Genomic DNA, 24,907 nt, shown 5'->3' with positions numbered 1-24,907 from the left:
CAATTTGGTAATTAACAAGAAAATTTTTGTCTAGCGACAATAGCGACATGGCCCCACCTGATCCCATTCCGAACTCAGAAGTGAAACGTGTTAGCGCCGATGGTAGTGTGGGAGTTCCCATGTGAGAGTAGGACATTGCTAGGCTTCTATTAAGAAAAACCCGTAGCTAACGCTACGGGTTTTTTGCTTTCTGACATTCAAATCTTTTTGCTATCTAACGTTTAAATAAAAAATTGCGACAATAGCACCGTGGCCCCCTTGAACCCTCGGCAACTGCTCCTGCGTTGTCCTAGTGACCTACATCCTTGTAGGAAATTCGCTATATAAAGAGACGCAGAAGTGCTCGTTCTTGTGCATTGATTCACGCGCACCATTAGTGAATCCCTTCACGTCAAACGTGTTAGCGCCGGTGGTAAAGAGCGTGTGGGTGTTCTTCTTTTTATGTGAGGTCGTTGCTGCATATTCATATGCCCACGACATTAGCGCATCTTTGCACGTCAGAAATCCGTAGCTAACGTTACGGTTTTTTTGCTTTCTGGTGCTTGATGAGTATCACTATTGTTTATTGTCGCTTTGTATTGTTCGTATAATGCCGTTCGCTCTTAGTCATCATCGTAATTCTTCCTGTGTTTGTCTTTTCTTCTAAATTAATATCAGAATTTAGTTGCCGTAATTAACTCATCTTTAAATTTAAATGCATTTAATGTCTATTTATTGCTGGTAGATCTTTGTAAAATCTTCATTTATTCAATACGATGGCAGATTAATATATGCTTTAAGTTTTAACTTAAGTCGTGACCAATGTTTCTATTTACCTGATGAGAAAAATAATAATGAATATTGATGGAAAGTTAACAGCAAAAAAATTAAGAGAGCAACTAGCTGTTGAAGTATCTGCATTAAAATTGAGTCATGGTCTTGCTCCAAGTCTAACGGTAATCGTTGTTGGGGATGATCCGGCAAGTCAGATCTATGTGAAAAATAAAGTAAAACAAACACAAGAAGTCGGTATGATTTCTAATGAAATTAAGTTGCCAGCCACTACAAGCGAATTGGAGCTACTAGAACAATTAGAGCAGTTAAATAATGACAATAGTGTGCATGGTGTTTTGGTGCAGTTACCTTTACCAAAACATATTGATGAAAGTGTTATCATTTCGGCTATAAATCCGAACAAAGATGTTGATGGTTTTCATGCGCTGAACTCCGGTCGATTATTTAATGGTGAACCAGGGGCATTAGTACCATGTACGCCACAAGGCTGTATTATATTGGCAAAGCAACACTTAGGTAATGATCTATCTGGAAAACATGCCGTGGTCATTGGTCGTTCGAACATTGTTGGTAAGCCCGTCGCTATACTGCTACTACAAGAAAACTGCACAGTAACTATTGCACACTCAAAAACAATTAACTTAGCCGAAGTTTGTCAACAAGCTGATATTTTAGTTGCTGCTGTCGGTATTGCTAAATTTGTTAAGGCTGAATGGGTTAAAGAAGGTGCCACGGTAATTGATGTCGGTATTAACAGGATCATAAATCATGAAGGCAAAGTCAGGCTTGTTGGCGATGTTGACTATGATGAGGTTGTTGATAAGTGCGGTGCAATTACACCAGTGCCAGGTGGTGTAGGTCCTATGACGATAGCATGCCTATTAAAGAATACACTCATTGCTGCTAAGCACAGTATGGAAAATTAGCATTATAAAAGTAACAGCATAAGTTTTTATGATTTTCTCTATAGCGTAAAAAGCGCTGACGAAATTCATCGGGTAATTGTGCAATATCTTTTGCTGTGTTGTGACTGACAAACTTATTCGACAAGTAAAGTGTTGCTAATGCCTGATCAGCAAAGCAAATGATATTGTCATAACGGACTTGTTTGTTCTCTTCTTTGAAAACCTGCTCGGCTATGACAGTGCGTAATAATAAACTTGCTATGCCGCTACCACGATGTTCGGAGTCAATAACTAACCCATGCAGTAACCAAAATAGCCCACTTTCTTGACCTGCTGATATGATCACGCAAGCAATAATCTCTGTATTATGCTTTATAAAATAAGCGTGGTCATGCCCAATAAAGCCAGCTGCGTAACGTTGAGTTTTATAGAAGCGTTGAATGTCTTTTTTGTCTGATTTTTTGGCTTTTATCACCAGGTAAGTGGAGATCTGAGTAGGCAAGTGTTTTTCTATCTTTGATATTGTCATTCAGAGCATAATACCTGATCACATAGGTTATTACGCAGCCTAACTTTAGCTATACATAGTTGTTGTAATCTTAAGCTGGCAACTTAAATAGTTACGTACGAGCTTGCAGATAAAATATTATTCTACTAATTCGTTACGTACTAAACCTCTGCGGATATTTTTACATAATTTAGCCAAACGACTAATATCACCGAACGTAGGCTGTTCATTATTTGCCAAGCGAACTTCCCAATCAGACAATTCAGTATCTGCTAATTCTAGCAATTTCTTTGCACAACCCACACATTTTCCCGCGCAAATTTGTGCTTCAGGCAAGGTAAATGGAAAGTCATCCCTTACTTGTTTAATTAATATGCACATTGCAGTATGTCGATCAGGCTTCATTTTATCACCCTTAAGTCTAGTTTACTTAATAGCTGATACTAGCTTTGTTAGTGTCGCTATTACTTAGTCATTCTATCGATAAACCACAAGAGTTTATTTGTTATAGCTCAAATAAGGTTGAATAAATTTATTTTTAAGTTCTTGGGCTACAATAATATTGGTAATAATTAATCAAAAGTAAGCTTTTTAATACGGGCTAGATAATTTTAACGCTTTGGCTAAATAGTTTAGCCAAATATCCTACATATCAGGTTATAATGCGGTAATAGATTTTAATTTTTACCTAGTTTTTGAGTAAGTGGAGAGTAAGTTTGCAGTTTAGTGATTTTGGATTAGATAGTAAAATAATGGCAACCGTTGAACATTTAGGTTTTAGCGAGCCTACTGAAATCCAGCAACAGGCCATTCCTGCTGCTATGACAGGTCATGATTTGATCGCATCATCCAAAACAGGATCTGGTAAAACACTAGCGTTTATTATTCCTGCAATGCAGCGCTTATTAAAAAACCGCGCTTTGAGTAAACGTGATCCGCGGGTGGTTATTTTAACTCCTACTCGTGAGCTTGCTAAGCAAGTGTTTACTCAATTAAGAATGTTCACCTCAGGCTCACAGTTTAAAGCGGTATTAATTCTTGGTGGTGAGAATTTTAATGATCAAGTTAAAACTTTAGAGAAAGACCCGCATTTTATTGTCGCGACACCAGGGCGTTTAGCTGATCACCTTTCACAAGGACACTTTTACTTAACGGGTTTAGAGTTATTGATTCTTGATGAAGCTGATCGCATGCTAGATTTAGGCTTTGCTGAGCAACTAGCACAAATCAATAAAGCTGCCGATCACAGAAAACGTCAAACATTAATGTTTTCAGCAACCTTAGATCATGCACAAGTTAATGACTTCGCATTAGCCTTACTAAAAAAACCAAAGCGTATCGCCATTGGTAGCGCTCATACTGAGCATAAAGATATTACTAAACGTTTCTATTTTTGCGATAACTTAAGCCATAAAGAGAAGCTTCTTCAGTATTTTATTAATACTGAAGATCATCAACAAATGATTATCTTTACTGCTACTCGTGCGGATACCGACAGACTCTCAACCTTGCTCACTGAACAAGGTTTAAGCACTGTTGCATTAAGTGGTGAGCTAAATCAAGGCCAACGTAATCAAATTATGGATGGCTTTAGTAAAGGCCAACAAAAAATCTTGATCACTACAGATTTAGCCTCTCGTGGTTTAGATTTAATTAATGTCTCGCACGTTATTAACTTTGATATGCCAAAGCATACAGAAGAATTTGTTCATCGTATTGGCCGGACAGGACGAGCTGGTAGTAAAGGCGACTCCATTTCTTTTGTTGGACCAAAAGACTGGTTAAGCTTTAAAAATGTTGAAGGTTTTTTACAACAAAAGCTTACTTTTGATATTGTTGATGGTTTAAAGGCTAAATTTAAGGGATTAAAGCCTAGAAAAATTAAAATCGATGTTAAAATACAAGATAATAAAAAATCGATAAGACAGCCTAAGCAGCCAAAAGCTAAGAAAATTGTTAAGAAGAGCTTTTTAGCCGATGATGCCGGTGATTTGCCGGTATTGAAACGTAAGAAAGCTGTTGCGCCGAAAGAGATTGAAAGTAGCGATATTGACGAAGTGGAGTAATTTTTTAGTTTTTGCTCTTAATCAGCATTATAAAACCCGCATGCCATGTATTGATGGCCATGCGGGTTTTTAGTTTATAGCGCTTAATTATGGTTTGTTTTAACACAGAGTTTGCAGCTGATTATTATCAACGGCTTTATTTATTAAATTTATAATTTTTAGCTATGAAATCTCTTAATTTAACTAAGAAGTCGGCTAAATTAAATACAATTATATCTGGTTTTGATGGTCACTCTAATTCGCTATTTTTTCTATTGTAAACAATACTTATAAGTGATTTTTGTCCCTTAAACTCAATAATAAAGAGTTGCCCAAAGGCATGCTGTGCTCTTTTCTTGTAAGGCTAACATTACGTGTCAGCGAGAGATGAACCACAAGCAACACCTTTATTAGATAGCATTAATAGTCGCTTTAGCGTCGATGGAGAATTACATCAAGGCTTTCAATTAGGTTCAATTGTTATTGAACCGGATCTTGGGGTGATTATTCGAAATGGTCAACGATATCATTTGGCGCCTAAGGCAATGGAAATATTGCTTTTTTTATCATCGACTAACGGTGAAATTGTATCTAGAGAACAAATTTTATCATTTGGCTGGGGTGATAATCATGCGGCAAAAAATAATGTAACTCATATCATTAGTGAAATTCGCCATGTGCTTGATGATCACAAAGAGTGTCCTACCTATATTCAAACTATACCTCGTAAAGGTTATCGTATGCTTCTGCCTACGATTACTAAGTCAAGGAACAGCATCTGGCCTTTCCCTGCCGATCAAGCAGGGCAAATTATTGATTCAGAAAAAAAGTGGAAATTATCTTTTTCATTATTAAAGAGCAGTCGTCTAATTAATGCGAGTGCGGCATATCTAGTTGTATCTTGGGTATTACTGCAGGTGTTTTCAATTATTTTACCCATTTTTGATGTTCCAACATGGGGCGGAAAAGTTGCTGCTTTATGTTTAGTGGTCGGATTTCCCATTGTTATCAGTTTTCAGTGGTTAAAAGAATTTAAAATAAGAAAAAAATTTAATCACGAAAATACAAAAAAGCATCGATTCATCTATCGCCAATTTGCTATTGATAGCTTTTTTGTCTTAATTATTTTATTGGTTATTTATTACGTTTCCACTCACCTTATTGAGAAAATTGAAAATGAAAGTAGCATACAACCAATCAACGCTGTAAATGAAGATAAGGCTCCACAGGCAAATTTTACTGAAAATGCAGTTGCTATTTTATCTTTTCATGCGACTGATACGGTTAATAATCCACAATATTTTATCTCAGGCTTACAAGAAGAACTCATTAACTTAGTTGCATTAAAGCCTGCGTTCAAAGTGTCTTCAATGAGAGCGATAGATGCTCTAGGACCGAAAGCAAGCATTACACAAATTAAAAATAGATTAGGTGTGAAATATATTGTTGAAGGAAAGTCTAAAACGATTAACGGAACATTAATCATAAATACGGTTATGACCGATGTAATAACAGGTTTTCAGGTTTGGTCTGACGAGTCCAAAGGTTCAACAAATGAATTGGTTTTACTTTATAACGAACTATCGCGCAAAATTATTAATGCATTACATTGGCTTATTGTCGGTGATAAATCGCTAAATAATAGCAATTATCTGCCGACTGAAAGTTTTTTAGCCTACGATGCTTATTTACAAGGTAAAGAAAAGTATCGAAATTCAAAAAGTATTAAAGCTTTATATCAGGCAGAGCAATTATTTCTTAAAGCATTACAATTAGATCCAGATTTTGTGCAGGCATCTTCGGCACTATGTCATATCTATTTAGATAAGTATTTACTTAACGATGATACCAATGAATATCAAAAAGGATTAAATGTTTGTCAGTTAATTGCAAGTAATGAGATGGTGTCATTTGAGTCACAGTTAGCGCTAGGCACACTTTATCGGGTGAATGGACAATACCAAAAAGCTGAACAGCATTTAAATAAGGCAAAACTGATTAAACCAGACGCGAGCGAAGTTTTTATTTCATTGGCTGAGTTGTATACAAAGCTTGGGCAAATAAGCAGAGCTGAAAACTTATATCAACAAGCGATTAATCTTGAACGGGGTAATTGGAAAAACTACTATGACTATGGCTTGTTTTTGTTTTATTCAGGCCGCTATGAACAAGCGATCAGTCAATTTAACAAAGTAACCTTAATTAATAAAAATACTGCTATGGTTTTTAATGCTTTAGGCGCTGTTTATTATATGGTGCTAGACTTTGAACAGGCTAATGTTGCTTGGTCTAAATCATTAGCAATTGAGCCTATCTCGGTAACTTATTCAAACCTAGGAACGGTACTGTTTTTTATGCAACGGTTTGAAAATGCGGCAGAAATGTATTTAAAAAGTGCAGAGTTATCGCCTTTAGATCCCACTGTTTGGGGTAATTTAGGTGATGCATACAAATACAGTAAAAATAAACGACCTAATGCTAAATTAGCTTATCAAAAAGGGCTTGAATTAGCGCAAAAAAATGCTCTTATTAACGATAAATATCCTAGTTTACAAGCACAAATTTCTCGTTATTATTCTGAATTAGAACAGTGTGAACAAGCGAAAGTTCACCAAGAAATAGTACTAACAAATAATATTCAAGACCCTTACATTTATTATGATTTAGCGATAGTTTCAATAAATTGTTTTGACGTTGATGCTATCAAACTATTTATTGAAAAAGCTATATTGTTAGGTTATCCATCAAAGCTTTTATTGGCAGATCCGCAGTTTTACGACTATAAACTATGGTTACAGAAATTAGTTAAACCTATTCACAAGAAAAAGGGAATTCAATGAATATTCAAAAAATGAAGTTATTAAAAGTTATTAGAGGCAGCATACTCTTGCTTATTACTAGCTGTTCTATGCTGGCCTTTGCTGAGAGAAATAATGCCAAAGATAGAGAATTGATCATTCATGTTGATGCTGCTTCGCATTGTGTGCTTGAAGTAACACCTTCAAAAAATGAAAATAACTGTGCAATATTATATGCAGCTAATAAAAACCCTTGTAAGAATGATCCTGAATGTGTTTGTTCAAAAAAAGAGAAATACATTACTTGGCAAACAAGTACCGGAGATAGTTTTAATATTAACTTTACCGATAAATCACCTTTTAAAAAATGCACCTATAGTGCCGATCCTAATGGTAAAGTTCGTTGTAAAATAAAAAACGAAGGCGATTACTACTATGAAGTCAATGTCGAAGGTTGTGCTACTAATCCTTATGACCCTAGAATTGTAGTACAATAATCGCTATTTCATTTTCAAGTCACTTACTCGGCAATTAATTGTTGTAAGATAAAGTTACTTTCTTGGTTGCCTAACTTTTCTATTAAATAAGGTAAAATCTCTTCTAGCTGTTTCGTTAACTGCCAAGGTGGATTAACAATAAATAAGCCGGTTCCTGTCATACCGTATTCTTGGGTATCGGTTTTTTGACAATATTCTACCTGTAGAACATTACGTACGTCACTTTTTGTAAAGGCGCTTTGCATCTGTTCAACTAACTCACGCTTAACCACGGGATACCATAAAATATAAGTGCCTGTGGCAAACTTTTTATAAGCATTTACTATGGTACGAACGGCTTTAATGTAATCTTCTTTTAATTCGTATGGGGGATCAATTAATACTACGCCACGTCGGTTAGGCGGTGGTACTAAACCTAATACACCTTGATACCCGTCAGATTGTTTAACGTGAGATTTATTCCAACGTTGGCTGTATTCTTTTAAATGTTCAATGTCAGTAGGGTGTAACTCAAATAAATGCACACTGTCTTGTCGACGCGTAAATTGGCGAGCAATACCTGGTGAGCCAGGGTAAAGCGTAATTTCACCATTGTCATCTATTGAATTTTCGTTCAAGATTTTTACTAAATCAATATATGGCTGTAAGGCTTCAGGTAAGTCGTCATTTTCAATTAATTTTGCAATACCGTCTTTATATTCACCGGTTTTTTGTGCGTATTCATCAGCTAATTGATACATGCCCGCGCCTGAATGGCTATCGATATAATAAAAACCTTTATCTTTTCGGGTCATGTATTCAAGTACTAAGGTCAGTACAGAATGTTTTAAAACATCAGCAAAATTTCCGGCGTGAAAGGCATGGCGATAACTAAGCACTTTATTTCCTTAAAGAGTAAGAGGGAAAAATAGGGAAGAACAATTTTAAATCTAAAATGGCATTATCTACAAAAGTGATAATGCCATTTTAATGGTGTATTACTAAAGTTAAGTAAAAATTAAACAGAAGCTAAAATTTAAACTTGTGACGCTAAGTACTCGTCGTAAGTACCTGCGAAGTCAGTGTAGCCACCGGTTTCTAATTCAATAATACGTGTTGCTAAACTTGAAACAAACTCACGGTCATGACTGACGAATAAAATAGTGCCTTCAAATTGTTCCATCGCCATATTCAATGATTCAATAGACTCCATATCCATATGGTTAGTCGGTTCATCCATAACCAAAATGTTTGGTTTTTGCATCATGATTTTACCGAACAACATACGACCTTGTTCACCACCAGAAAGCACTTTTACTGATTTGTTAATATCATCAGCAGAGAATAATAAACGACCTAAATAACCACGAACCGCTTGTTCATCATCAGTAGGTTGACGCCATTGGCTCATCCATTCAAATAACGTCATGTCATTTTCAAATTCATGACTATGGTCTTGTGCGTAGTAACCAATGTTGACGTTTTCAGACCAAGTGTATAAACCTGATGTGGGTTTATAGTCAGCTTCACCCATAATAGTGCGTAAGAACGTAGTTTTACCAACACCATTTTGGCCGATAATAGCGACACGTTCGCCAACCTCAATCATCAGGTTGATATCGTTTAGCACTTTGTTGTCGTCAAAGCTCTTGCTCATGCCTTCCATGACAAGGGCGTTACGGAATAATTTCTTTTCTTGTTCAAAGCGAATAAATGGATTTACACGGCTTGACGCTTTTACATCAGCTAATTGGATTTTATCGATTTGCTTAGCGCGTGATGTTGCTTGTTTTGCTTTTGAAGCATTGGCTGAGAAGCGGGCAACGAAGGCTTGTAGTTCGCCAATTTGGGCTTTCTTCTTGGCATTATCAGCCATCAATTGTGCTCTAGCTTGAGTAGAAGCAAGCATGTATTCGTCGTAGTTACCTGGGAATACGCGTAACTCACCGTAATCCAAATCGGCCATATGTGTACAAACACTGTTTAAGAAATGACGGTCATGCGAGATAATGATCATGGTTGAGTCACGCTCGTTCAAGGTTTCTTCTAACCATTGAATAGTGTGAATGTCCAAGTTGTTGGTTGGCTCATCAAGTAACAAAATATCATTGTTAGAAAACAATGCTTGTGCTAAAAGTACACGCAATTTCCAACCTGGGGCAACATCACTCATTAAACCGTAATGTTGATCAACCGGAATACCTACACCCATTAATAGTTCACCAGCACGACTTTCTGCGCTGTAACCATCCATTTCAGCATACTCAGCTTCTAAATCACCAGCACGCATACCATCAGCTTCGCTCATTTCTGGCAAAGCATAGATAGCGTCACGCTCTTCTTTTATCGCCCATAACTTGGTATGGCCCATGATCACCGTATCAACCACTGAACACTCTTCGAAGCCAAACTGGTCTTGGCGTAATTTGCCAATGCGCTCATTAGGGTCTAAATTAACGTTGCCAGACGTTTGCTCTAAATCACCACCCAAAATTTTCATAAAGGTTGATTTACCACAGCCATTAGCGCCGATTAAACCATAGCGATTTCCACCGCCAAATTTTTGTGAAATGTTTTCAAATAACGGCTTAGCACCGAACTGTTGGGTAATATTGTTTGCAGCTAACATAGAGGTTCCGTAGCGAGTGTTTAGATGAGTTAAGTTGAAGCGTTAACTCATAACTATAACAACTATAAAAAATGTAAAATAATGCGCGCGATTATACATGAACATTGGTATGAAACGATAGTGCATAAGGTCGAAGAATTAGTGATTAAGTAAATTGTCGTTGTGTAAATTTAAGCTGATGCCTCTGAATACCAGAGTTTACTTCATCAGATAAAGGCAATAAGCTAATAGCAGGCAGTACTTGATTGATTCATAACTAAAATGTTGAGCCATGGTTAGATGTTGTTATCTTCAGTCCAATCTTTTAGTTTCTCTAAAATATCTAATGCGGTGCGGCCAAAGTCTGTTATGTCATAGGCAACGGCAATAGGGCGATCGCTAATGACTTCCCGAGTAACCAACCCTTGCGCTTCTAATTCCTTCAATCGCTGATCAACCATTTTCTTACTTGCGCCAGCTAACATGCGTGATAATTCGTTAAAGCGTACAGGGCCGTCTTTTAAATGCCATAAAATAGACGCTTTCCACTTCCCGCCTAAAACTCGCATACCTCGTTCAATGAGGCAAGGTTGCTCGCAGCTTTCTAAATTTATTTTTTTCACACTACTATTTGTTTTTGTTGTGTTTTTCATTTTATTTACATTTCAACTAAGGTGGTTACTAAAAGTATACTGGTTGCTTTAATTAACTACTCTAGCATAATACAGCCATATAACCAATTTACACTTTGTGAGGTATGTAAGCTCACATAAGTATTAATACCATTTTAGGAAACTATATTATGCCAACGCTCACCTCTTATAATCCTATCGATAGAAAGCCACTGGGCGATGTGCTCATTACTGAGCCAGCCGACATGCCAGCGGTAGTTTTACGCGCAAAAAATGCACAAAAATCTTGGTCTGCTTTATCTCTTGGTGAGCGCCAACAAAAAATAGTTAAGGCTTACGAAGCGCTTAACGCAGTAGATGATGAGCTAACATTATTGATCAGTAAAGAAATGGGGAAAGATCACCGAAGAGCGAGTTATGAAGTGGGTGGCACTATCCAAAACACGGCTTATTTTGCTCAAGAAATAGCGCAAGCACTGCAGAGCGAATCAATGGGGCGTGAGGGTGAAATGCAATATCGCCCTTTAGGTGTAGTAGCTGTTATTTCTCCGTGGAATTATCCACTGGCGATGGCGAATAATTTATTATTACCGGCGCTTATTGCGGGTAACAGTGTGGTGTTAAAACCCTCAGAAGAAACCCCGTTGGTTGCTGAACTTTTTGTTAGCACGTTGAATCAGGTACTGCCTGAAAATGTATTACAAATTGCACATGGTGATGCAGAAACAGGTAAAGCCTTGGTTAATGCCGACATTAACATGGTTGCTTTCACCGGTTCACTCGCTGCAGGCAAGCATATTATGGCAAGTGCCGCGTCAGGGCTTAAGCGTTTAGTGATGGAGTTGGGTGGCAATGATCCGCTTATCGTTATGGCCAGTGCAGATATAGATAAAGCGGTTCAGTTTGCTGTCGCTAGCTCCTTTGAAAATACCGGTCAAATGTGCACATCTACTGAACGAGTTTATGTTGATGAGCGTGTTGCCGATGAGTTTGAGCAGAAAGTGGTCGCGTTAGCACGTCGCTATCAAGCAGGCCCTTGGGATCAACAACATGTCAATATTGGACCGATTGTTAATCCTAAGCAGCATGCTAATGTTTTGTCTCAATTAGAAGATGCTAACGCTAAAGGCGCGAAGTTTTTACTCGGCAAACCTCATTACGAGTTGCCTTATATACAACCGACGGTTGTCACGGGTATCACACCTAATATGACGTTAGAGCAAGATGAAACTTTTGGGCCAGTAGTGGCTATTAGTCGCTTTAATCATTTGTCTGAAGCGGTTGAGCGAGCCAACGCTAGCCCATACGGCTTAGCTGCGGTGGTATTTGGTGGTGCTGGCGCAAATGATGTTGCCGAGCAAATGGAAGCGGGCATGGTAGCAATAAATAAAGGCGCTGGAGGTCTTGGACCTTGGGTTGGCGCTAAGCAAAGTGGTTTCGGTTTTCATGGCACTGCTGCCGGTCATCGCCAGTTTTCTCAAGTGAGAGTTATCAATAAATAAGTCGCTGATATCACGTGAATACCACTTGAAAAATAATTGAAACATAAACTTAGCAGTCATTTTTAATGACTGCTAAGTAAAATATAGAGAAAGATATGAACCAAAAAACAGATACAGTAAGTGATTTTTTTGTTGCCGCTTTAGAGCCCGGAGCTGAGCATCCAGCGTTACCTGCATGGGGTAACCGCAAGGTAAACCCAGCAAACTTGAGCGAAAATGTTGATGTCAGCAATGTTGAGCGACACGACTTAGCGCAAGTGCCCGGAGCCTTTCAGTTACTGAACGTATTGACGCAAGAAGAGTGCGAAACACTAGTGAGTATTAGCGAACAGTTGGGTTTTTTACCCGATGCCGCTGTTTCTCTGCCACGCAGTGTTCGCCATAATGATAGCTTAACGTGGATAGTTGATGAACAAACTGATGGTATTATTTGGCAACGTATTGCGCACTTAATGGATGACAGACACGCTATTTTTGGTGGCAGTAAAGCGTTGGGGATCAATGCACGTTTTCGTTTTTATCGTTATAACGCCGAAGACTACTTCAAACCACACTCAGATGGCTCTTGGCCGGGCAGTCGTATTATTAATGATGATTTAATTGCTAATGCTTACCCTGATCGTTATAGCCAAATGACATTTTTAATTTTCTTAACCGAAGACTTCCACGGTGGTGAAACACGTTTCTTAGTCAATGCTGATGATTCGACTCAACCAGCAACAAGAAATGACAAGGTTAAAAATGTAGATATTAGAACCCCTGCTGGCGGCATATTATGCTTTCCGCACGGCATGCACCCTTTACATTGTATTCATAGTTCGGTACCGATTACTGACGGGATTAAATATATAATCCGTAGTGATGTTCTGTTTGAGTTATAAGTGTTTTTTTAGATAACGGTTGTAGAGCATTATCTGCAACCGTTTTCATATCGCAAGCTTGGCTATTAGGCTATAACTTCACTCGCTTTGGGGGAGAAATCATCTTAGATGTAGCGCTGTACTTCATTTTTATTATTAAAAATAACTATAACCGCTTTGGGGGCGTTGTTGTCAGTCGAAAGGGTAGATGAGGGTATGTCTCCTGTATGCTTATTATAGTCTTTCAGTCCTGAATTAAACCATACTTAACTAGTTCAGGTCATGTGCCTGCTTCATACGAATAACAAGCTCAAAACACAGTTAATGTTTCCTGCTTTGCTTTCGATGTCGCAGGTACTCCTAAGCTCATAAACGAATACTCAGGGCTTGCTCTAAACTGCTGGCTATATTGCTTTCGAAGAGCTTTTTTTTCTCCTGACATTACTATAAGGAGATCACACATGACTATTAAACAAGATCCTATATTACACATTGAAATTGATTGGGCAACTCAAAAACATGATGTTTGTATTCAATGTCCTGATGGCTCTAAAAAATTTATTGTTATTGACAGCTCACCAGAATCTATTGATGAGTGGGTTACAGATCTTAGGAACAAATATAAATGCCATATTCACGCCGCTGTTGAACTCTGTCGAGGGCCGATTGTTTATGCTCTCCAAAAATATAACTTCATCACTATTTTTCCTGTAAATCCTGCAATGCTTGCTAAGTATCGAGAAACATTTTATCCAAGCGGAGCAAAAGACGACTCTACGGATGCGGAGTTTGCATTAGATCTTATGATCAAATATCCAAATAAAGTTAAGCCTTTAAAATTAGCAAGTGAGCCAATGCGTAAGCTTTCTTTTCTTGTTGAACAAAGGCGCCGACTTGTAGATGATAGACGTCGTTTCAGTAATCGATTAATCAATACGCTAAAACAGTATTATCCTCAATTGCTTACATGGTTTTCTCATCGTGATACAAAGCTATTTATGGATTTCATTATGCGTTGGCCGAGCTTACAAAAGTTGCAAAGATCACATGAAAACACCATTAGAAAATTCTTTCATAGTCATGGTGGCAATGCAGTTACATTAGCTGAAAAACGAATTGATTTAATCAAAAAGTCAACCGTTCTCACGAACGATAATGCGGTGCTTGAGTCACATGAATTACTCAGTACCACACTTGCAAGACAGCTCCAAACGGTGATTAGTTCAATTCGAGACTTCGGTATTGAAATCGAGAAGATCTATAAAGAAATGCCTGATGCGGAACTGTTCAACTCTTTGCCAGGAACTGGAGCTTGTTTAGCACCAAAGTTACTTGTTGTTATGGGGGAAAATCGAGACAAATTCAATACAGCTTCAGAGGTTCAAATGTACGCTAGAATAGCGCCAGTGACAGAAAGAAGCGGCAAAAAATGTTGGGTACATTGGCGTTGGCAATGCTCAAAGTTCTTACGACAATCCTTCATCGAATGGTCTGAAAAATCAGTACCAAGATCGTTCTGGGCAGGCCTGTATTATAACCAACAGCGTGCCAAAGGAAGCTCTCATCAAGCCGCTGTGAAGAGTTTAGCATTTAAATGGAACGCATATTGTTTAGTTGTTGGAAGTCACTAAAGGTGTATTCTGAAGCTAAGTATTTACAAGCGTTGCATGATAGAAAGTCGCCACTGATTACAAATATTTAGTTGACTGAAAGCCTCATGGCGTGAGGCGGCTTGCGGGGATCATCTTAGAATACTAACTTTTGCCACTTCAAATATATTTAGAAACTAGATGCAATCTACATTTCGGATGCAATTTTTTATAGATTGTAGAGTAAAGCTTGTTGCTATAGCTGAACGTGTGATCATTTCTGATTTTGCGATACTCCTCTATTACGCAAACATCATCAAGATTGATATATTCAGGTACATTAGTAAATTCAGAGCCACTATTCTTAGCATTCACTTCGATTTTTTGTTGCCCCGGTTAAGGAATATATACGTCTTGAAAGTGACAATGGGCGCTTGCCATATCCTTGATGTTATTGAACCTTAACTCAAGAACGAGAAGCGATGCCTAGACTTTAATCCCTTTAACCAGTTATTTTACTACGCTTAGTCATTTATTTGGGAAATAGTAGATTGATAGTAAAACTATTACCCAAAGTATCAAAGCTAGATCTCTAATTTTCAGCCATAGCTAATTGCCATTCTTCGCTGTTAGCTCCGATAACGCATTCGTTATTTACTCGCATAGATAGACGTTTTAAACAACGTTTGGTTACATCAGAAAAGTTCTTTTCCGGTATCAATTTAATAGACTCAACTAAGGATTTCCAGTGCAGAGATTTATGTTCACTTAAAGTGTAATAGACCCACTTCCCTTGCTTTCTAGGGGTAAGCAAACTTGCTTTATATAACATTTTCAAGTTCCTTGAAACGTTATACTGAGTATCACCCGTAACATCCATCGCTTCCGCAACGCTAATTCGCTTGTCTATATGTACTAAAAGCCAAAACAATCGTAATCGATTAGGTTCCGATAATGCCTTTAGCGCATCTATATACTTTTCTTCCATCGTAATCCTTAACTGTAAGCTGTTATTAGCCAATAATAATATAATCTCGGCGAATAATATATTTGAATTGAATATTATCAGTTAATTATCCGTCCGAGTTTTAAAGTGAAAAAAAGTAAGAACTTTAGTATGTAAGGCCTATATTTCCATAGATAAATTGGTTAAGTAACTGATTAAATTTTTTATTATTAATGTTACCTTGCAGTGAAAATTGAGCTTTATTGATTAACTCCTCATCAAACTTTTCTTTTATATTTTTTAAAAAAGCCGTAAAAAATGGCATGGTAAATTCAGGATGTCCTTGCACTGTTAAAACTTGAGTTTTATAGGCAGTTAGATAATTCCAGCAGTAACAAGAACCTGCAATTACATCAAATCCATCAGCAACCTCTATCACTTGATCTTGATGCATAGTGTAGTGGCATAGTTCACTTTGTGACAAAAAGTTAAAGTATATGAAATACAGATTTCTAGAAAAATAGTAGAGGTAAACTTTATCACTGCAAATAAGGTTTACCTAAAAGACAAAGCAACTATATTTTAAAATTGCTTTTTAAGAGGATTTATCAATAAGAAAATAGAGTTATTTTACTTTTATTTTTGTGTATTAACCTCTTGCTCCCACATATTAATCGCGATAGATTCATTTGGCATTTGAATCTTTGATAGTGCAACGTTATCCAGTTTTTCATCTTTAGCTATTAACCCATTAAGGTTCAAAATATAAGCGGTTAAAGCGTAAACTTGTTCATCTGTTAAAGATTTAGGAGCATAATGAGGCATAGCCCGTCGGATATAATCAAAAATTGTTGTAGCATGAGGCCAAGCACCAACAGACATTGTCATTAACACATTTTTACTGTTATTTTGATACCCCTGCTTCCCTACTAGACGGGGACCAATTCCATTATTACCAGACTCACCATGACACGCCATGCACTGAGCATTATAAATTGCTTTTCCTTGAAGAGCAGTGCCTTCTCCTTCAGGCAAATTCCTGCCATCTGGGTATATCGTATACTGCCATTTTGATAGCTCTTTTTCGGAGATAGGCTGGCCACCATCGGTAACAATTTTAATGTTCTCAACTGCGAAGCTTTTCAGCATAAAAGTCATTGTTATCATTAGAAAAATACATATTCTAAACATAAGTATTACTCACTTTACCGTTTTTGGAAATTTCCCAAGCATTTATGGCATTGAAATGATTAATTGTGAAATCGGAAAACTTCGATTTCCATTCAGAACGCGTGGGCTGTCTATTGCCAAACTCATCAGTAGCTCTACTCATCAGAATAGATTTTTCGCCACGCCACTGCCAAGGTATACGAAAACGAGTGAAGGACTTGTCCATAGTAAAACCCTCAAGCTCTGCTACTTGCCAATTTTTTCCTCCGTCAACGGAAATTTCGACCATTTTAATTTTTCCTCGACCAGACCATGCTAATCCAGAAATTTCATACAGGCCTTTATTTGGCAATTGTTGCTGACCTGATGGCTTTGTAATAATGGATTTTACTTCCATATGAAAAGTAAATTGATGAAGTTTATTATCTCGAGTGTACTCAGCGTATAAAGATTGTTCATCCTTACTTTGAGAAGGTATATCAGAGATCTCCATTCTATGGATCCATTTAACGTTCATATTCCCCTCATAGCCAGGTAAAAAAAGACGCATCGGATAACCTTGATCAGGTCGAACTCTCTCGCCATTTTGATAAAGCGCAATAATCGCATCATCATACAATTTTTGTAGTGGTACATTCCTGACATGGCTTCCGCCATCAGCCCCTTCGCACATAACCCACTTTCCATTTGGCTTTACTCCAACCTCATCAAGTAGGTACTTTAGAGGAACTCCGGTCCACTCAGAACAGGAAACCTGCCCGTGAATTGATGTACAAGATCCATCAACTGGACTATCAGCAACCGCGTTTGCTGCCGAATTTCCGGCACACTCAAGAAATTGTATTTTACTTACCATAGGGTAGTTTAAGAGTGTATTCACGCTCCATTTAAGTGCCTTATCTACATGACCATGAACCAGTAACTCATGCTTCTCTGAACTTATTTCAGGAATGCCATTATGATGGATACTGAAATGTAAACCACTCGGTGTTATCACCCCATTTAGCTTGTCTAAAGGTGTTAACCCGCCAGTAAAAATGGCAGATTGATAAAAATTTTCCATCTTGCGCTTTACATCGACTTCATATTTTGAGGGCACCCCATACTCTGCACTTTGAGTACCAGGTGTTTGCATATGCTGCGGTATATCTAAAGATAGCGTTTCAGCTTTAGACTTAAATGATAATGCAGAAGTCACAGCAACAGATGCTAGAGTCGCACCGCCAAATAAGAATTTTCTTCGATTAATATCATAATTTTCATTTAACTTAGTTTTTTTGATATCCATTACTCTCTCTCTCTGGGATTTTAACAACTCAAAATAAAAAGGTAATTATCCCTCGCTGTAAATGGTTGAATTTAAACGTACCCTATAAAAAGCTTTTTTGAACTGCAACTTAAGAGCAGACAATTATTAATTAGCAGTCAAAATTAGACAGAGCATATATAAAAAAGTCATTTGGGTCGTAAAGTTTTCTAACACGCTGTAAGCCAACTTACAGCGGTAAAACTATCGCTTATTTTTTGAGTTGTTAGTTCCTAACTACATAGTGTGGGGAGCATGACACAGCTTTTTCTATATTTAGGGGTTAAGATGAATTATTGTAAACATGCAAATATCCTAGTACCCTCATAGAAATCATATCGAAGCGATAACCAAATCAAGTCTATAAACACTCCATGCAATTGAAATTAAAAATACTAAACTTGTATATTGATAGTCTGTTTGGAGTAAAATAATTTATTATTTTTCATTTTTTGTCTTCCTCATTGACTCTAATAGACAAATCTTTAAGTATATTTTTGTTACATCACAAAATTTTCATTCAACTAACATTTTGATGAAATCAATTAAGTAAACTCAATGTATACACGAAAGCGCAATTGTGCAAGTGTTTTTGTTGGTGACTTACAAAAAACTATTGATACCCTCCAATTAAATTGTAGAATACATTGATGTACGAATTTTAAACGATTACCTATTAGAAGTTATTATCTTATAAGTAGTAACTTATGATCATTCGCTAGAAAGCGCATTCGAATGTCTACTTTTTCGCTTGAGTTCAATCGGTGGGTGCAATGGTTAAAAAGCCGTTCTTCTAAGTCGTTTTTAGTATTTGACGTATGTCGGCAATGGTGACGCAGGAGCCAGTCACGGTGATGTTCAATTGGGCTTGTTGATGCTATAACAGCTATGACTCCTGTAAGCTCTATTCCTGCCAGTGAAATGTTGTCTCTGTACGATCACTTATGCCACAAAGTGAACGTTAATATTTCAAACGTGAATGACGGCTTTGGTGGCTTTTGCGACTGTCTGATTTGATAAAACTTATCAACCACAACTGTCAATTCAGATTTGAGCTAATGTAAGTGCCTTTAATGTTATCGAGTACTATTTGAAATCAGGCTTTAATAGGCCAAAGCATTTTAAATCGTGAAATTCGTTTTTCCAATAGCCACTAGCGCGACGAACACCTTCTTCTTTAAATCCAAGTTTTAGCAGCACTGACTCTGAAGCGTTATTACCCAGCATAGTATCGCCTTGAATTCTATAAAGTTCGCCAAAGGGTAGTTGATTTGAAAAGGCAGAATTAATCACTTTATGTAGTGCTTCTGTGGCGTAACCTTGCCCCCAAAACTGAGAAGAGAGTTCGTAACCTATACCGGCATTTTTCATTTTACGGTTCCACGAGTTAAAGCCACAAGTACCTATTAACTGATGAGTACTTTTTAAACGAATAGCCCATCTAATGCCAACACCATCATTGAAACGGGTATTGAAAAACTCAATTAATTTTAGCGACTGTTCTTCCGTGTTATAAGCTTCTATGTCGTAGAATTTAACGACTTTTGTATCAGAAAAAATGTTTAATAGTGCTTCACTATCATTACTTGATAGTTGAGTAAGCTTTAATCGTGGAGTTTCTAATGTTGGAAATTTCACTTAAATCCTCGGTGATATATCTAGTATATTTTGGTATAGGCTTAGTTGCTCTAGACTGTAACCTAATTAAAACTAATATCTCATAGATTCAATGCACTATGAATAAGTTTTTGGTAAGCGTCCGGCAAAGAGCATCTAAACAATGTGCCGAGTTCAAGTTAAGTTACTTCAAACAATTATTTGGAGTAACTTATGAAAATAACTCGAAGCCATGAACAATGGCGAGCTATCCTTACTGAACAGCAAGCTAGTGGCTTAACCATCATTGATTATTGCCGTAAACATCAATTAGCAACCTCTAGTTTTTATGTCTTTCGTAAAAAGCTGGGGATCACTACCAGCAGCTTTGTTCGTACCCAAGTCACCCAACAAGTTGAATTGATAACGCAGCAACCACCCATTGAATTGACGTTAGGGAAAGCAACATTAAAGCTTCCTTCAAATACCTGTGCCACTTACTTAGGCCAAGTATTACGAGCATTGGTTTAATGAAAATGTTTAGTGAAGTACCTGAAGTCTTTTTACACCGAGATGTTGTCGATTTTCGTAAATCGATAAATGGCTTGGTTGGTATTGTTGAAGGTGAACTTGAACATGACGCTTATACTGGCGCATTGTTCGTCTTTTTGTAACAAAGCCAGAGACAAGCTTAAAATTCTCTATTGGGATAAAACAGGTTTTGCGTTGTGGTATAAGCGCCTAGAAAAACAGAAATTCAAATGGCCAAGTAAAGTATCAAACCAAGTGTTTGAATTAACGGAGCAGCAATTGGCTTGGTTACTCTCGGGTTATGATGTTGTAGGTCATGATCCATTACACTATGAATCGGTGATTTGAGGGGATCACATTGACTATCAAAAGGTAGTCAATGATCGTGTACGCAAACCCTATATTATTTGACGTACAAAGCAGATAGCCAATGTAAATTTTGCTAAGCTGTGTGCATGAATATAGATGTTAACTCACTGCCCAACGACCCAGAACAACTCAAGAAAATGTTACTTGAGTTGCAAGTTAACACAACCCGAGCATTGGCAGAAAAAGATAAAGAGTTAGCTAAACAAAATGAAATTATTCATGGTCTGATCGAGCGCTATGAAATCGCTAGACGCAAAGCGTTCGGTAAAAGCTCAGAGAAAAATCCTGGCGAAGGTGAAACCTTCAATGAAGCCGAAGAAACCTTGGATGAAGCCGATAAAATGCTCTTAGCCGAGGTTGATGGCAAGCAAGCAGCAACCATTAAAAACACACCGAAACGAAAACCGCTTCCCAAAGACTTACCGCGTCAAGTCGTGACAATCGATTTACCTGTTGATGAGAAAATCTGTAATTGCTGTCAAAATAGCTTACATAAAATCGGGGAGTCACGCAGTGAAAAGCTCGAGTTCGTTCCTGCACATATCAAGGTAATTGAAACTATTCGTCCCAAATATGCCTGTAAGCAGTGTGAGAAAACAGGTATCACCAATCACATTAAAACACCGCCAATGCCCTCAACGCCAATCCCCAAAGGGATTGCCACGGCAAGCTTACTCAGCCAGCTCATCACAGCTAAATACCAATATGGCTTACCGCTCTATCGTCAAGAAAGGCTGTTTAACGACTATGGCATAAGTTTAAGTCGCCAAACGATGTCAGACTGGTTAATACGTTGCAGTGAGTTGTTGATGCCGCTATATGTTGCCTTAAAAAGGCAGTTACTTGCGCAAGCGGTTATCCATGCTGACGAAACCCCATTAAAGGTTATTCGAGAAGAAAAGACGACCAGCTATATGTGGGTGTACTGCTGTGGTGAGGATAAGTTGAGTAACAATAAAACAAAAAACATCGTCTTGTATGATTATCACAACAGCCGAGCAGCGCAATGCCCCATCACGTTTCTTGACGGTTATAGTAATTATTTACAGGTTGATGGTTATGCTGCTTACGGAAAAACAAAGGCGATATTAGCCGGCTGTATGGCGCATGCACGTCGCAAATTCATTGATGCGAAAACCGCGCAAGGTAAAAACAAAACAGGTAAAGCCGATGTGGTATTGAGCTTAATTGGCAAACTCTATGGCATTGAAGCAAATATCAAAACAAAAAATAGCGATGAGAAATATCAAGCAAGACAAGAAAAATCAAAACCGCTGTTTGATATCATCCATCGTTGGGTCATTGAAAATCGAGAAAAAATACCGCCCAAAAGTAAACTAGGCGAAGCCTTAACTTATTGGCATAACCAAGCACATAAACTTGGAACCTACCTCAAAGATGGTCGTATCAATATTGATAATAACCGTGCAGAGCGAGCAGTAAAGCCGTTTGTAATTGGTCGTAAAAATTGGCTGTTTTCAAATACATCGCGTGGTGCTAATGCCAGTGCAATACTCTACAGTTTTGTTGAAACTGCTAAAGCCAATGGCTTGCTGGTCGATAGTTATTTGCAAACCTGTTTAAATGAACTGGCTAAAAAGCCAGAGAGCCTAGAACATCTACTGCCTTGGAACATCAAGCAAGACTAGACGCCTTTCCCCATACGCTTACGTTCTTCTCATCGTATGAGTTCCATATTGGGTTTGATCTAAACCAATCATGGAAACCCAAGCATCAATAATTCTTCCATACTGACGTGTTGATAGGTGTTCTGACGAGTGTATTCGTGATTTAAACAAATAATCGTTTGAGCTTAGATGAGAGTTTGTAATTAAAGCTTGAACTGAATGACGTGTATTTTCGGTAAGCTCAAATTGAACGGGTAATCCTGTCTTTTTTTGAACAATAATAGCTCTCGACTGAATAGTTTTTCCGTGAGCAATATCCCTTATTTTTAGAGCAACTAAATCGCACCCTCTTAATTTACTATCTATAGCAAGGTTAAAAAGCGCAAGGTCTCTTATATTATTCACTAATTCTAGCCTGATTCGGATTGCCCAAATTTGTTGTAGTTTAAGTGGTAATTTTTGCCCAACAATTTTGTTTTTATTCCATGGCTCAGTTGGTTTATAAACGGTTAAAGAAAACATGATAGTTCTCCGTTATTAATGGAGAACTAAGTATGGTCTATTGTGAGCTTCAAGCTCATAGCTGCCGTTAATATTCGGTTGTTGAACGTTAATTATGTAAGCGATAAGAGGATAAAATGAACTCTTCATATAATATCGGTTCGCTTATAGTTAGATTTCTTTAGCAAGTTTTGAGCAATTAATGTTATAGAGCCTGCTATTAACCCCCATAATACAGAACTAATGCCCCATAGCGTCAAGTTAGAGGCTGTTACAAGAAAGGTAATTATTGCCGCCTCAGACATTTTATCTTCAGAAAGTGCTTGTTGAATACTACTATTGATAGTAGTAAATAAAGCTATACCAGCTAATGAATAGATAAGTGCATTTGGCAATGATGAAAAAGCTTCCATCAGATATCCAGCAGAAATTCCCATTAATAGATAAAATCCACCTCCCGAAATCGCTGCCCAATAACGCTTTTCAGGGTTTTTATTCACGTCTTCCGTCATACAAATTGCTGCTGTTATCGCTGCTAGGTTTATTGCGTAGCCACCAAAAGGGGCGGCAAGCATATTAACAAAACCTGTAACACTTAATATCGAAGATACAGGGGCTTTATAATTATGTGCTTTTAATACCGCAATACCTGGCAAATTTTGTGCTGCCATCGTGACAAGAAATAAGGGAATACCAATGCCTAATATTGCTGAAATACTAAATTCAGGCGAAATATAGGTAAATTCACTTAGTCGCCAAGAAAATGCCGTAAACGTCATTAACTTAAGTTGCCACGCAGTTATTACACTAATGAGCAACACTACTAACATAGTGAATTTGGGAATTAACTGTCTACAAACTAAATAGGTCACAAACATGACAATAACCAGTAGTGGTGTCTCATTCATTTGATTAAAAACACCAATGCCAAAATTAATCAAAATTCCTCCCAGCATTGCGGAAGCAAGTTGAAAGGGAAGTTTATTTATTAATTTTTCAAACCAACCAGTAATACCGCACAAGAAAATTAACAGTGCAGAGAACATGAAACCAGCGATAGCTTCGTTGAGATTAAAATTTTGAGTATTGGCAATAAGTAATGCAGCTCCTGGTGTTGACCAAGCAATCAGTATTGGCACACGGTAATAAAAGGATAAGGCAATAGAAGTTATGCCCATTGATAACCCTAAAGTTAATATCCAACTTGATGCAAGACTTGCATCACCGCCTAAATTAATAACTGTTTGATAGATCAAAGCTACGGAGCTGGCAAAACCAATAACAACGGCAACCAACCCTGCTACAGTCGAGCTTATTATACGATTGACTAACATACCTATTTACCTCACAATGACTTCGTCGTGCGCTATAGCGCACAATGTACCACTATGCGTTATAGCGCACAAGGGAAGTCATGAGTATAAATTTCAACAATGCAATAGGTCTCCAACTAAAGTTGGCAAGAACCAATAAAGATTGGAGTCTTGATGTTGCAAGTAAGCACACAGGTGTTTCAAAGGCTATGCTAGGACAAATAGAACGAGGAGAATCAAGCCCTACAGTTGCACGTTTATGGAATATAGCCACTGGCTTTCATTTGCCTTTAAGCTATTTTTTCGTAGCGATTGAGGATAATGATTTATCTCAAAGCATGTTGAATAGTGAATCTGGTATATCTATCTCTACTTTATTTCAATTCGATCTAGAAACAAAAAGTGAAGTTTTTTGCTTAACCTTAGCTCCACTGCATCAGCAAATATCTGCTCCTCATAACGATGGGGTGATAGAGCAGATTTTAGTTATAGAAGGCGAGATTGAATATTTGTTGAATGATCAATGGCACCATTTAAATAAAGGTGGAGTTGTAAAATTCAATGCAAATCAAAAGCACGGTTACCGTAATGTGTCAGAAAGTCAGGCCGTATTTCATAATATTATTTATTATACAAGTGAAAATAAATTCTCAGTATAAGTAAAAGTCATTAATACCAAGTGGTTCTTTTATTGTAGACAATGCTATTGTTTATCTTCTTCCACTTTTAGCATTTTTCAGCAAGGCCAATACAATACGTTAACGACCGCAATGGTGGCTAACTCGTCAGTCGAAGGGGTAATCTGGATAGTGGTTCGATGCCTCCTGCAAGCTCAAACCAGTCATTGATA

The 24,907-nt window shown here is 37.6% G+C and carries 23 protein-coding genes, 1 rRNA gene and 1 pseudogene; 13 read left to right on the top strand and 12 right to left on the bottom strand.

Annotation, left to right across the window (positions count from 1 at the left end; translation table 11 throughout):
- The first annotated feature begins 29 nt into the window (after positions 1-29).
- Together rrf and folD are read left to right on the top strand one after the other, a co-directional pair.
- Positions 30-144 (top strand): 5S ribosomal RNA (gene rrf / locus FGD67_RS04445).
- A 689-nt stretch (positions 145-833) separates the two neighbouring features.
- Complete coding sequence (gene folD, locus FGD67_RS04440) at positions 834-1,700, top strand: bifunctional methylenetetrahydrofolate dehydrogenase/methenyltetrahydrofolate cyclohydrolase FolD (RefSeq protein ID WP_257173871.1); 867 nt, start codon at positions 834-836, stop codon at positions 1,698-1,700.
- On the opposite strand, the gene FGD67_RS04435 is transcribed toward folD, so the two are convergent.
- Positions 1,678-2,208: a GNAT family N-acetyltransferase gene (locus FGD67_RS04435; RefSeq protein WP_257173870.1), complete on the bottom strand. Its 531-nt coding sequence runs from the start codon at positions 2,206-2,208 to the stop codon at positions 1,678-1,680. The two genes, folD and FGD67_RS04435, sit on opposite strands and share 23 nt — an antisense overlap.
- Before the next feature lie 117 nt (positions 2,209-2,325).
- Positions 2,326-2,592 (bottom strand): hypothetical protein, encoded by a 267-nt coding sequence (locus FGD67_RS04430; protein WP_257173869.1) that lies wholly within the window; start codon positions 2,590-2,592, stop codon positions 2,326-2,328.
- A 311-nt stretch (positions 2,593-2,903) separates the two neighbouring features.
- On the opposite strand from FGD67_RS04430, the gene FGD67_RS04425 reads away from it, so the two are divergent.
- The 3 genes from FGD67_RS04425 (at position 2,904) to FGD67_RS04415 (ending at position 7,527) form a co-directional block, all read left to right on the top strand.
- Positions 2,904-4,253, top strand: a complete 1,350-nt coding sequence (locus FGD67_RS04425; protein ID WP_257173868.1) for a DEAD/DEAH box helicase — start codon at positions 2,904-2,906, stop codon at positions 4,251-4,253.
- Positions 4,254-4,606: 353 nt separating this feature from the next.
- Positions 4,607-7,072 carry a winged helix-turn-helix domain-containing protein gene (locus FGD67_RS04420; protein ID WP_257173867.1) on the top strand — a complete coding sequence of 822 codons (2,466 nt, stop codon included), beginning with the start codon at positions 4,607-4,609 and terminating at the stop codon, positions 7,070-7,072.
- The gene (locus tag FGD67_RS04415; protein ID WP_257173866.1) at positions 7,069-7,527 is read left to right on the top strand and encodes a hypothetical protein; all 459 of its coding nucleotides are present in this window, start codon (positions 7,069-7,071) and stop codon (positions 7,525-7,527) included. The genes FGD67_RS04420 and FGD67_RS04415 overlap by 4 nt, the downstream gene beginning before the upstream one ends.
- Positions 7,528-7,550: 23 nt before the next feature.
- Here FGD67_RS04415 and FGD67_RS04410 read toward each other — a convergent pair whose 3' ends face one another.
- From FGD67_RS04410 to FGD67_RS04400, 3 genes are all read right to left on the bottom strand, one after another.
- Positions 7,551-8,405: a 23S rRNA (adenine(2030)-N(6))-methyltransferase RlmJ gene (locus FGD67_RS04410; RefSeq protein ID WP_257173865.1), complete on the bottom strand. Its 855-nt coding sequence runs from the start codon at positions 8,403-8,405 to the stop codon at positions 7,551-7,553.
- A gap of 137 nt (positions 8,406-8,542) precedes the next feature.
- Positions 8,543-10,135: an ABC-F family ATPase gene (locus FGD67_RS04405; protein WP_257173864.1), complete on the bottom strand. Its 1,593-nt coding sequence runs from the start codon at positions 10,133-10,135 to the stop codon at positions 8,543-8,545.
- Between the two features lie 275 nt (positions 10,136-10,410).
- Entirely contained in the window at positions 10,411-10,767 is a 357-nt protein-coding gene (locus FGD67_RS04400; protein WP_257173863.1) for a helix-turn-helix domain-containing protein, read from the bottom strand.
- A 149-nt stretch (positions 10,768-10,916) separates the two neighbouring features.
- On the opposite strand from FGD67_RS04400, the gene FGD67_RS04395 reads away from it, so the two are divergent.
- The 3 genes and pseudogenes from FGD67_RS04395 (at position 10,917) to FGD67_RS04385 (ending at position 14,810) form a co-directional block, all read left to right on the top strand.
- Complete coding sequence (locus FGD67_RS04395) at positions 10,917-12,248, top strand: aldehyde dehydrogenase (protein ID WP_257173862.1); 1,332 nt, start codon at positions 10,917-10,919, stop codon at positions 12,246-12,248.
- Positions 12,249-12,343: 95 nt separating this feature from the next.
- Positions 12,344-13,129, top strand: a complete 786-nt coding sequence (locus FGD67_RS04390; protein WP_257173861.1) for an oxidoreductase — start codon at positions 12,344-12,346, stop codon at positions 13,127-13,129.
- 440 nt (positions 13,130-13,569) lie between these two features.
- A pseudogene (locus tag FGD67_RS04385) lies at positions 13,570-14,810 on the top strand (transposase).
- Positions 14,811-15,289: 479 nt separating this feature from the next.
- Here FGD67_RS04385 and FGD67_RS04380 read toward each other — a convergent pair.
- The 5 genes from FGD67_RS04380 to FGD67_RS04360 all read right to left on the bottom strand — a co-directional run bounded on the left by FGD67_RS04380 (position 15,290) and on the right by FGD67_RS04360 (position 19,757).
- Complete coding sequence (locus tag FGD67_RS04380) at positions 15,290-15,685, bottom strand: metalloregulator ArsR/SmtB family transcription factor (RefSeq protein WP_257173860.1); 396 nt, start codon at positions 15,683-15,685, stop codon at positions 15,290-15,292.
- Between the two features lie 124 nt (positions 15,686-15,809).
- On the bottom strand, positions 15,810-16,097 hold the full coding sequence (locus tag FGD67_RS04375) for a hypothetical protein (protein WP_257173859.1): 288 nt from the start codon (positions 16,095-16,097) through the stop codon (positions 15,810-15,812).
- 182 nt (positions 16,098-16,279) lie between these two features.
- Positions 16,280-16,810: a c-type cytochrome gene (locus tag FGD67_RS04370; RefSeq protein WP_257173858.1), complete on the bottom strand. Its 531-nt coding sequence runs from the start codon at positions 16,808-16,810 to the stop codon at positions 16,280-16,282.
- A gap of 16 nt (positions 16,811-16,826) precedes the next feature.
- Positions 16,827-18,101 carry a sulfite dehydrogenase gene (gene soxC / locus FGD67_RS04365; RefSeq protein WP_257173857.1) on the bottom strand — a complete coding sequence of 425 codons (1,275 nt, stop codon included), beginning with the start codon at positions 18,099-18,101 and terminating at the stop codon, positions 16,827-16,829.
- Positions 18,102-19,205: 1,104 nt separating this feature from the next.
- Positions 19,206-19,757 carry a GNAT family N-acetyltransferase gene (locus tag FGD67_RS04360; RefSeq protein WP_257173856.1) on the bottom strand — a complete coding sequence of 184 codons (552 nt, stop codon included), beginning with the start codon at positions 19,755-19,757 and terminating at the stop codon, positions 19,206-19,208.
- Between the two features lie 192 nt (positions 19,758-19,949).
- On the opposite strand from FGD67_RS04360, the gene FGD67_RS04355 reads away from it, so the two are divergent.
- The 4 genes from FGD67_RS04355 to FGD67_RS04340 all read left to right on the top strand — a co-directional run bounded on the left by FGD67_RS04355 (position 19,950) and on the right by FGD67_RS04340 (position 22,264).
- Positions 19,950-20,246 (top strand): IS66 family insertion sequence element accessory protein TnpB, encoded by a 297-nt coding sequence (locus FGD67_RS04355; RefSeq protein ID WP_257173538.1) that lies wholly within the window; start codon positions 19,950-19,952, stop codon positions 20,244-20,246.
- The gene (gene tnpB, locus FGD67_RS04350; RefSeq protein ID WP_257173855.1) at positions 20,246-20,389 is read left to right on the top strand and encodes an IS66 family insertion sequence element accessory protein TnpB; all 144 of its coding nucleotides are present in this window, start codon (positions 20,246-20,248) and stop codon (positions 20,387-20,389) included. Before FGD67_RS04355 ends, tnpB (FGD67_RS04350) begins: the two co-directional genes overlap by 1 nt.
- Positions 20,352-20,594, top strand: a complete 243-nt coding sequence (gene tnpB, locus FGD67_RS04345; RefSeq protein ID WP_257173854.1) for an IS66 family insertion sequence element accessory protein TnpB — start codon at positions 20,352-20,354, stop codon at positions 20,592-20,594. The genes tnpB (FGD67_RS04350) and tnpB (FGD67_RS04345) overlap by 38 nt, the downstream gene beginning before the upstream one ends.
- A gap of 107 nt (positions 20,595-20,701) precedes the next feature.
- Positions 20,702-22,264 carry an IS66 family transposase gene (locus FGD67_RS04340; protein WP_257173853.1) on the top strand — a complete coding sequence of 521 codons (1,563 nt, stop codon included), beginning with the start codon at positions 20,702-20,704 and terminating at the stop codon, positions 22,262-22,264.
- An 18-nt stretch (positions 22,265-22,282) separates the two neighbouring features.
- On the opposite strand, the gene FGD67_RS04335 is transcribed toward FGD67_RS04340, so the two are convergent.
- Complete coding sequence (locus tag FGD67_RS04335) at positions 22,283-22,765, bottom strand: tyrosine-type recombinase/integrase (protein WP_257173852.1); 483 nt, start codon at positions 22,763-22,765, stop codon at positions 22,283-22,285.
- Between the two features lie 125 nt (positions 22,766-22,890).
- Positions 22,891-24,078: a benzoate/H(+) symporter BenE family transporter gene (locus FGD67_RS04330; RefSeq protein ID WP_257173851.1), complete on the bottom strand. Its 1,188-nt coding sequence runs from the start codon at positions 24,076-24,078 to the stop codon at positions 22,891-22,893.
- 80 nt (positions 24,079-24,158) lie between these two features.
- Between FGD67_RS04330 and FGD67_RS04325 the strand changes: the two genes are divergently transcribed.
- Positions 24,159-24,716 (top strand): helix-turn-helix domain-containing protein, encoded by a 558-nt coding sequence (locus tag FGD67_RS04325; RefSeq protein ID WP_257173850.1) that lies wholly within the window; start codon positions 24,159-24,161, stop codon positions 24,714-24,716.
- Positions 24,717-24,907: the final 191 nt, after the last annotated feature.

Source organism: Colwellia sp. M166 (assembly GCF_024585285.1).
GTDB lineage: Bacteria > Pseudomonadota > Gammaproteobacteria > Enterobacterales > Alteromonadaceae > Cognaticolwellia.
Note: the sequence above shows the minus strand (reverse complement) of the source record. Positions and strands in the feature narration are given on the sequence as shown.

What these genes read in the sequence shown, in the direction of transcription:
- folD (WP_257173871.1), top strand. Translation starts at nt 834, where the DNA reads ATGAATATTGATGGAAAGTTAACAGCAAAAAAATTAAGAGAGCAACTA.
- FGD67_RS04435 (WP_257173870.1), bottom strand. Translation starts at nt 2,208, where the DNA reads ATGACAATATCAAAGATAGAAAAACACTTGCCTACTCAGATCTCCACT.
- FGD67_RS04430 (WP_257173869.1), bottom strand. Translation starts at nt 2,592, where the DNA reads ATGAAGCCTGATCGACATACTGCAATGTGCATATTAATTAAACAAGTA.
- FGD67_RS04415 (WP_257173866.1), top strand. Translation starts at nt 7,069, where the DNA reads ATGAATATTCAAAAAATGAAGTTATTAAAAGTTATTAGAGGCAGCATA.
- FGD67_RS04405 (WP_257173864.1), bottom strand. Translation starts at nt 10,135, where the DNA reads ATGTTAGCTGCAAACAATATTACCCAACAGTTCGGTGCTAAGCCGTTA.
- FGD67_RS04400 (WP_257173863.1), bottom strand. Translation starts at nt 10,767, where the DNA reads ATGAAAAACACAACAAAAACAAATAGTAGTGTGAAAAAAATAAATTTA.
- FGD67_RS04395 (WP_257173862.1), top strand. Translation starts at nt 10,917, where the DNA reads ATGCCAACGCTCACCTCTTATAATCCTATCGATAGAAAGCCACTGGGC.
- FGD67_RS04390 (WP_257173861.1), top strand. Translation starts at nt 12,344, where the DNA reads ATGAACCAAAAAACAGATACAGTAAGTGATTTTTTTGTTGCCGCTTTA.
- FGD67_RS04380 (WP_257173860.1), bottom strand. Translation starts at nt 15,685, where the DNA reads ATGGAAGAAAAGTATATAGATGCGCTAAAGGCATTATCGGAACCTAAT.
- FGD67_RS04375 (WP_257173859.1), bottom strand. Translation starts at nt 16,097, where the DNA reads ATGCATCAAGATCAAGTGATAGAGGTTGCTGATGGATTTGATGTAATT.
- FGD67_RS04370 (WP_257173858.1), bottom strand. Translation starts at nt 16,810, where the DNA reads ATGATAACAATGACTTTTATGCTGAAAAGCTTCGCAGTTGAGAACATT.
- soxC (WP_257173857.1), bottom strand. Translation starts at nt 18,101, where the DNA reads ATGGATATCAAAAAAACTAAGTTAAATGAAAATTATGATATTAATCGA.
- FGD67_RS04355 (WP_257173538.1), top strand. Translation starts at nt 19,950, where the DNA reads ATGAAAATAACTCGAAGCCATGAACAATGGCGAGCTATCCTTACTGAA.
- tnpB (WP_257173855.1), top strand. Translation starts at nt 20,246, where the DNA reads ATGAAAATGTTTAGTGAAGTACCTGAAGTCTTTTTACACCGAGATGTT.
- tnpB (WP_257173854.1), top strand. Translation starts at nt 20,352, where the DNA reads ATGACGCTTATACTGGCGCATTGTTCGTCTTTTTGTAACAAAGCCAGA.
- FGD67_RS04340 (WP_257173853.1), top strand. Translation starts at nt 20,702, where the DNA reads ATGAATATAGATGTTAACTCACTGCCCAACGACCCAGAACAACTCAAG.
- FGD67_RS04335 (WP_257173852.1), bottom strand. Translation starts at nt 22,765, where the DNA reads ATGTTTTCTTTAACCGTTTATAAACCAACTGAGCCATGGAATAAAAAC.
- FGD67_RS04330 (WP_257173851.1), bottom strand. Translation starts at nt 24,078, where the DNA reads ATGTTAGTCAATCGTATAATAAGCTCGACTGTAGCAGGGTTGGTTGCC.
- FGD67_RS04325 (WP_257173850.1), top strand. Translation starts at nt 24,159, where the DNA reads ATGAGTATAAATTTCAACAATGCAATAGGTCTCCAACTAAAGTTGGCA.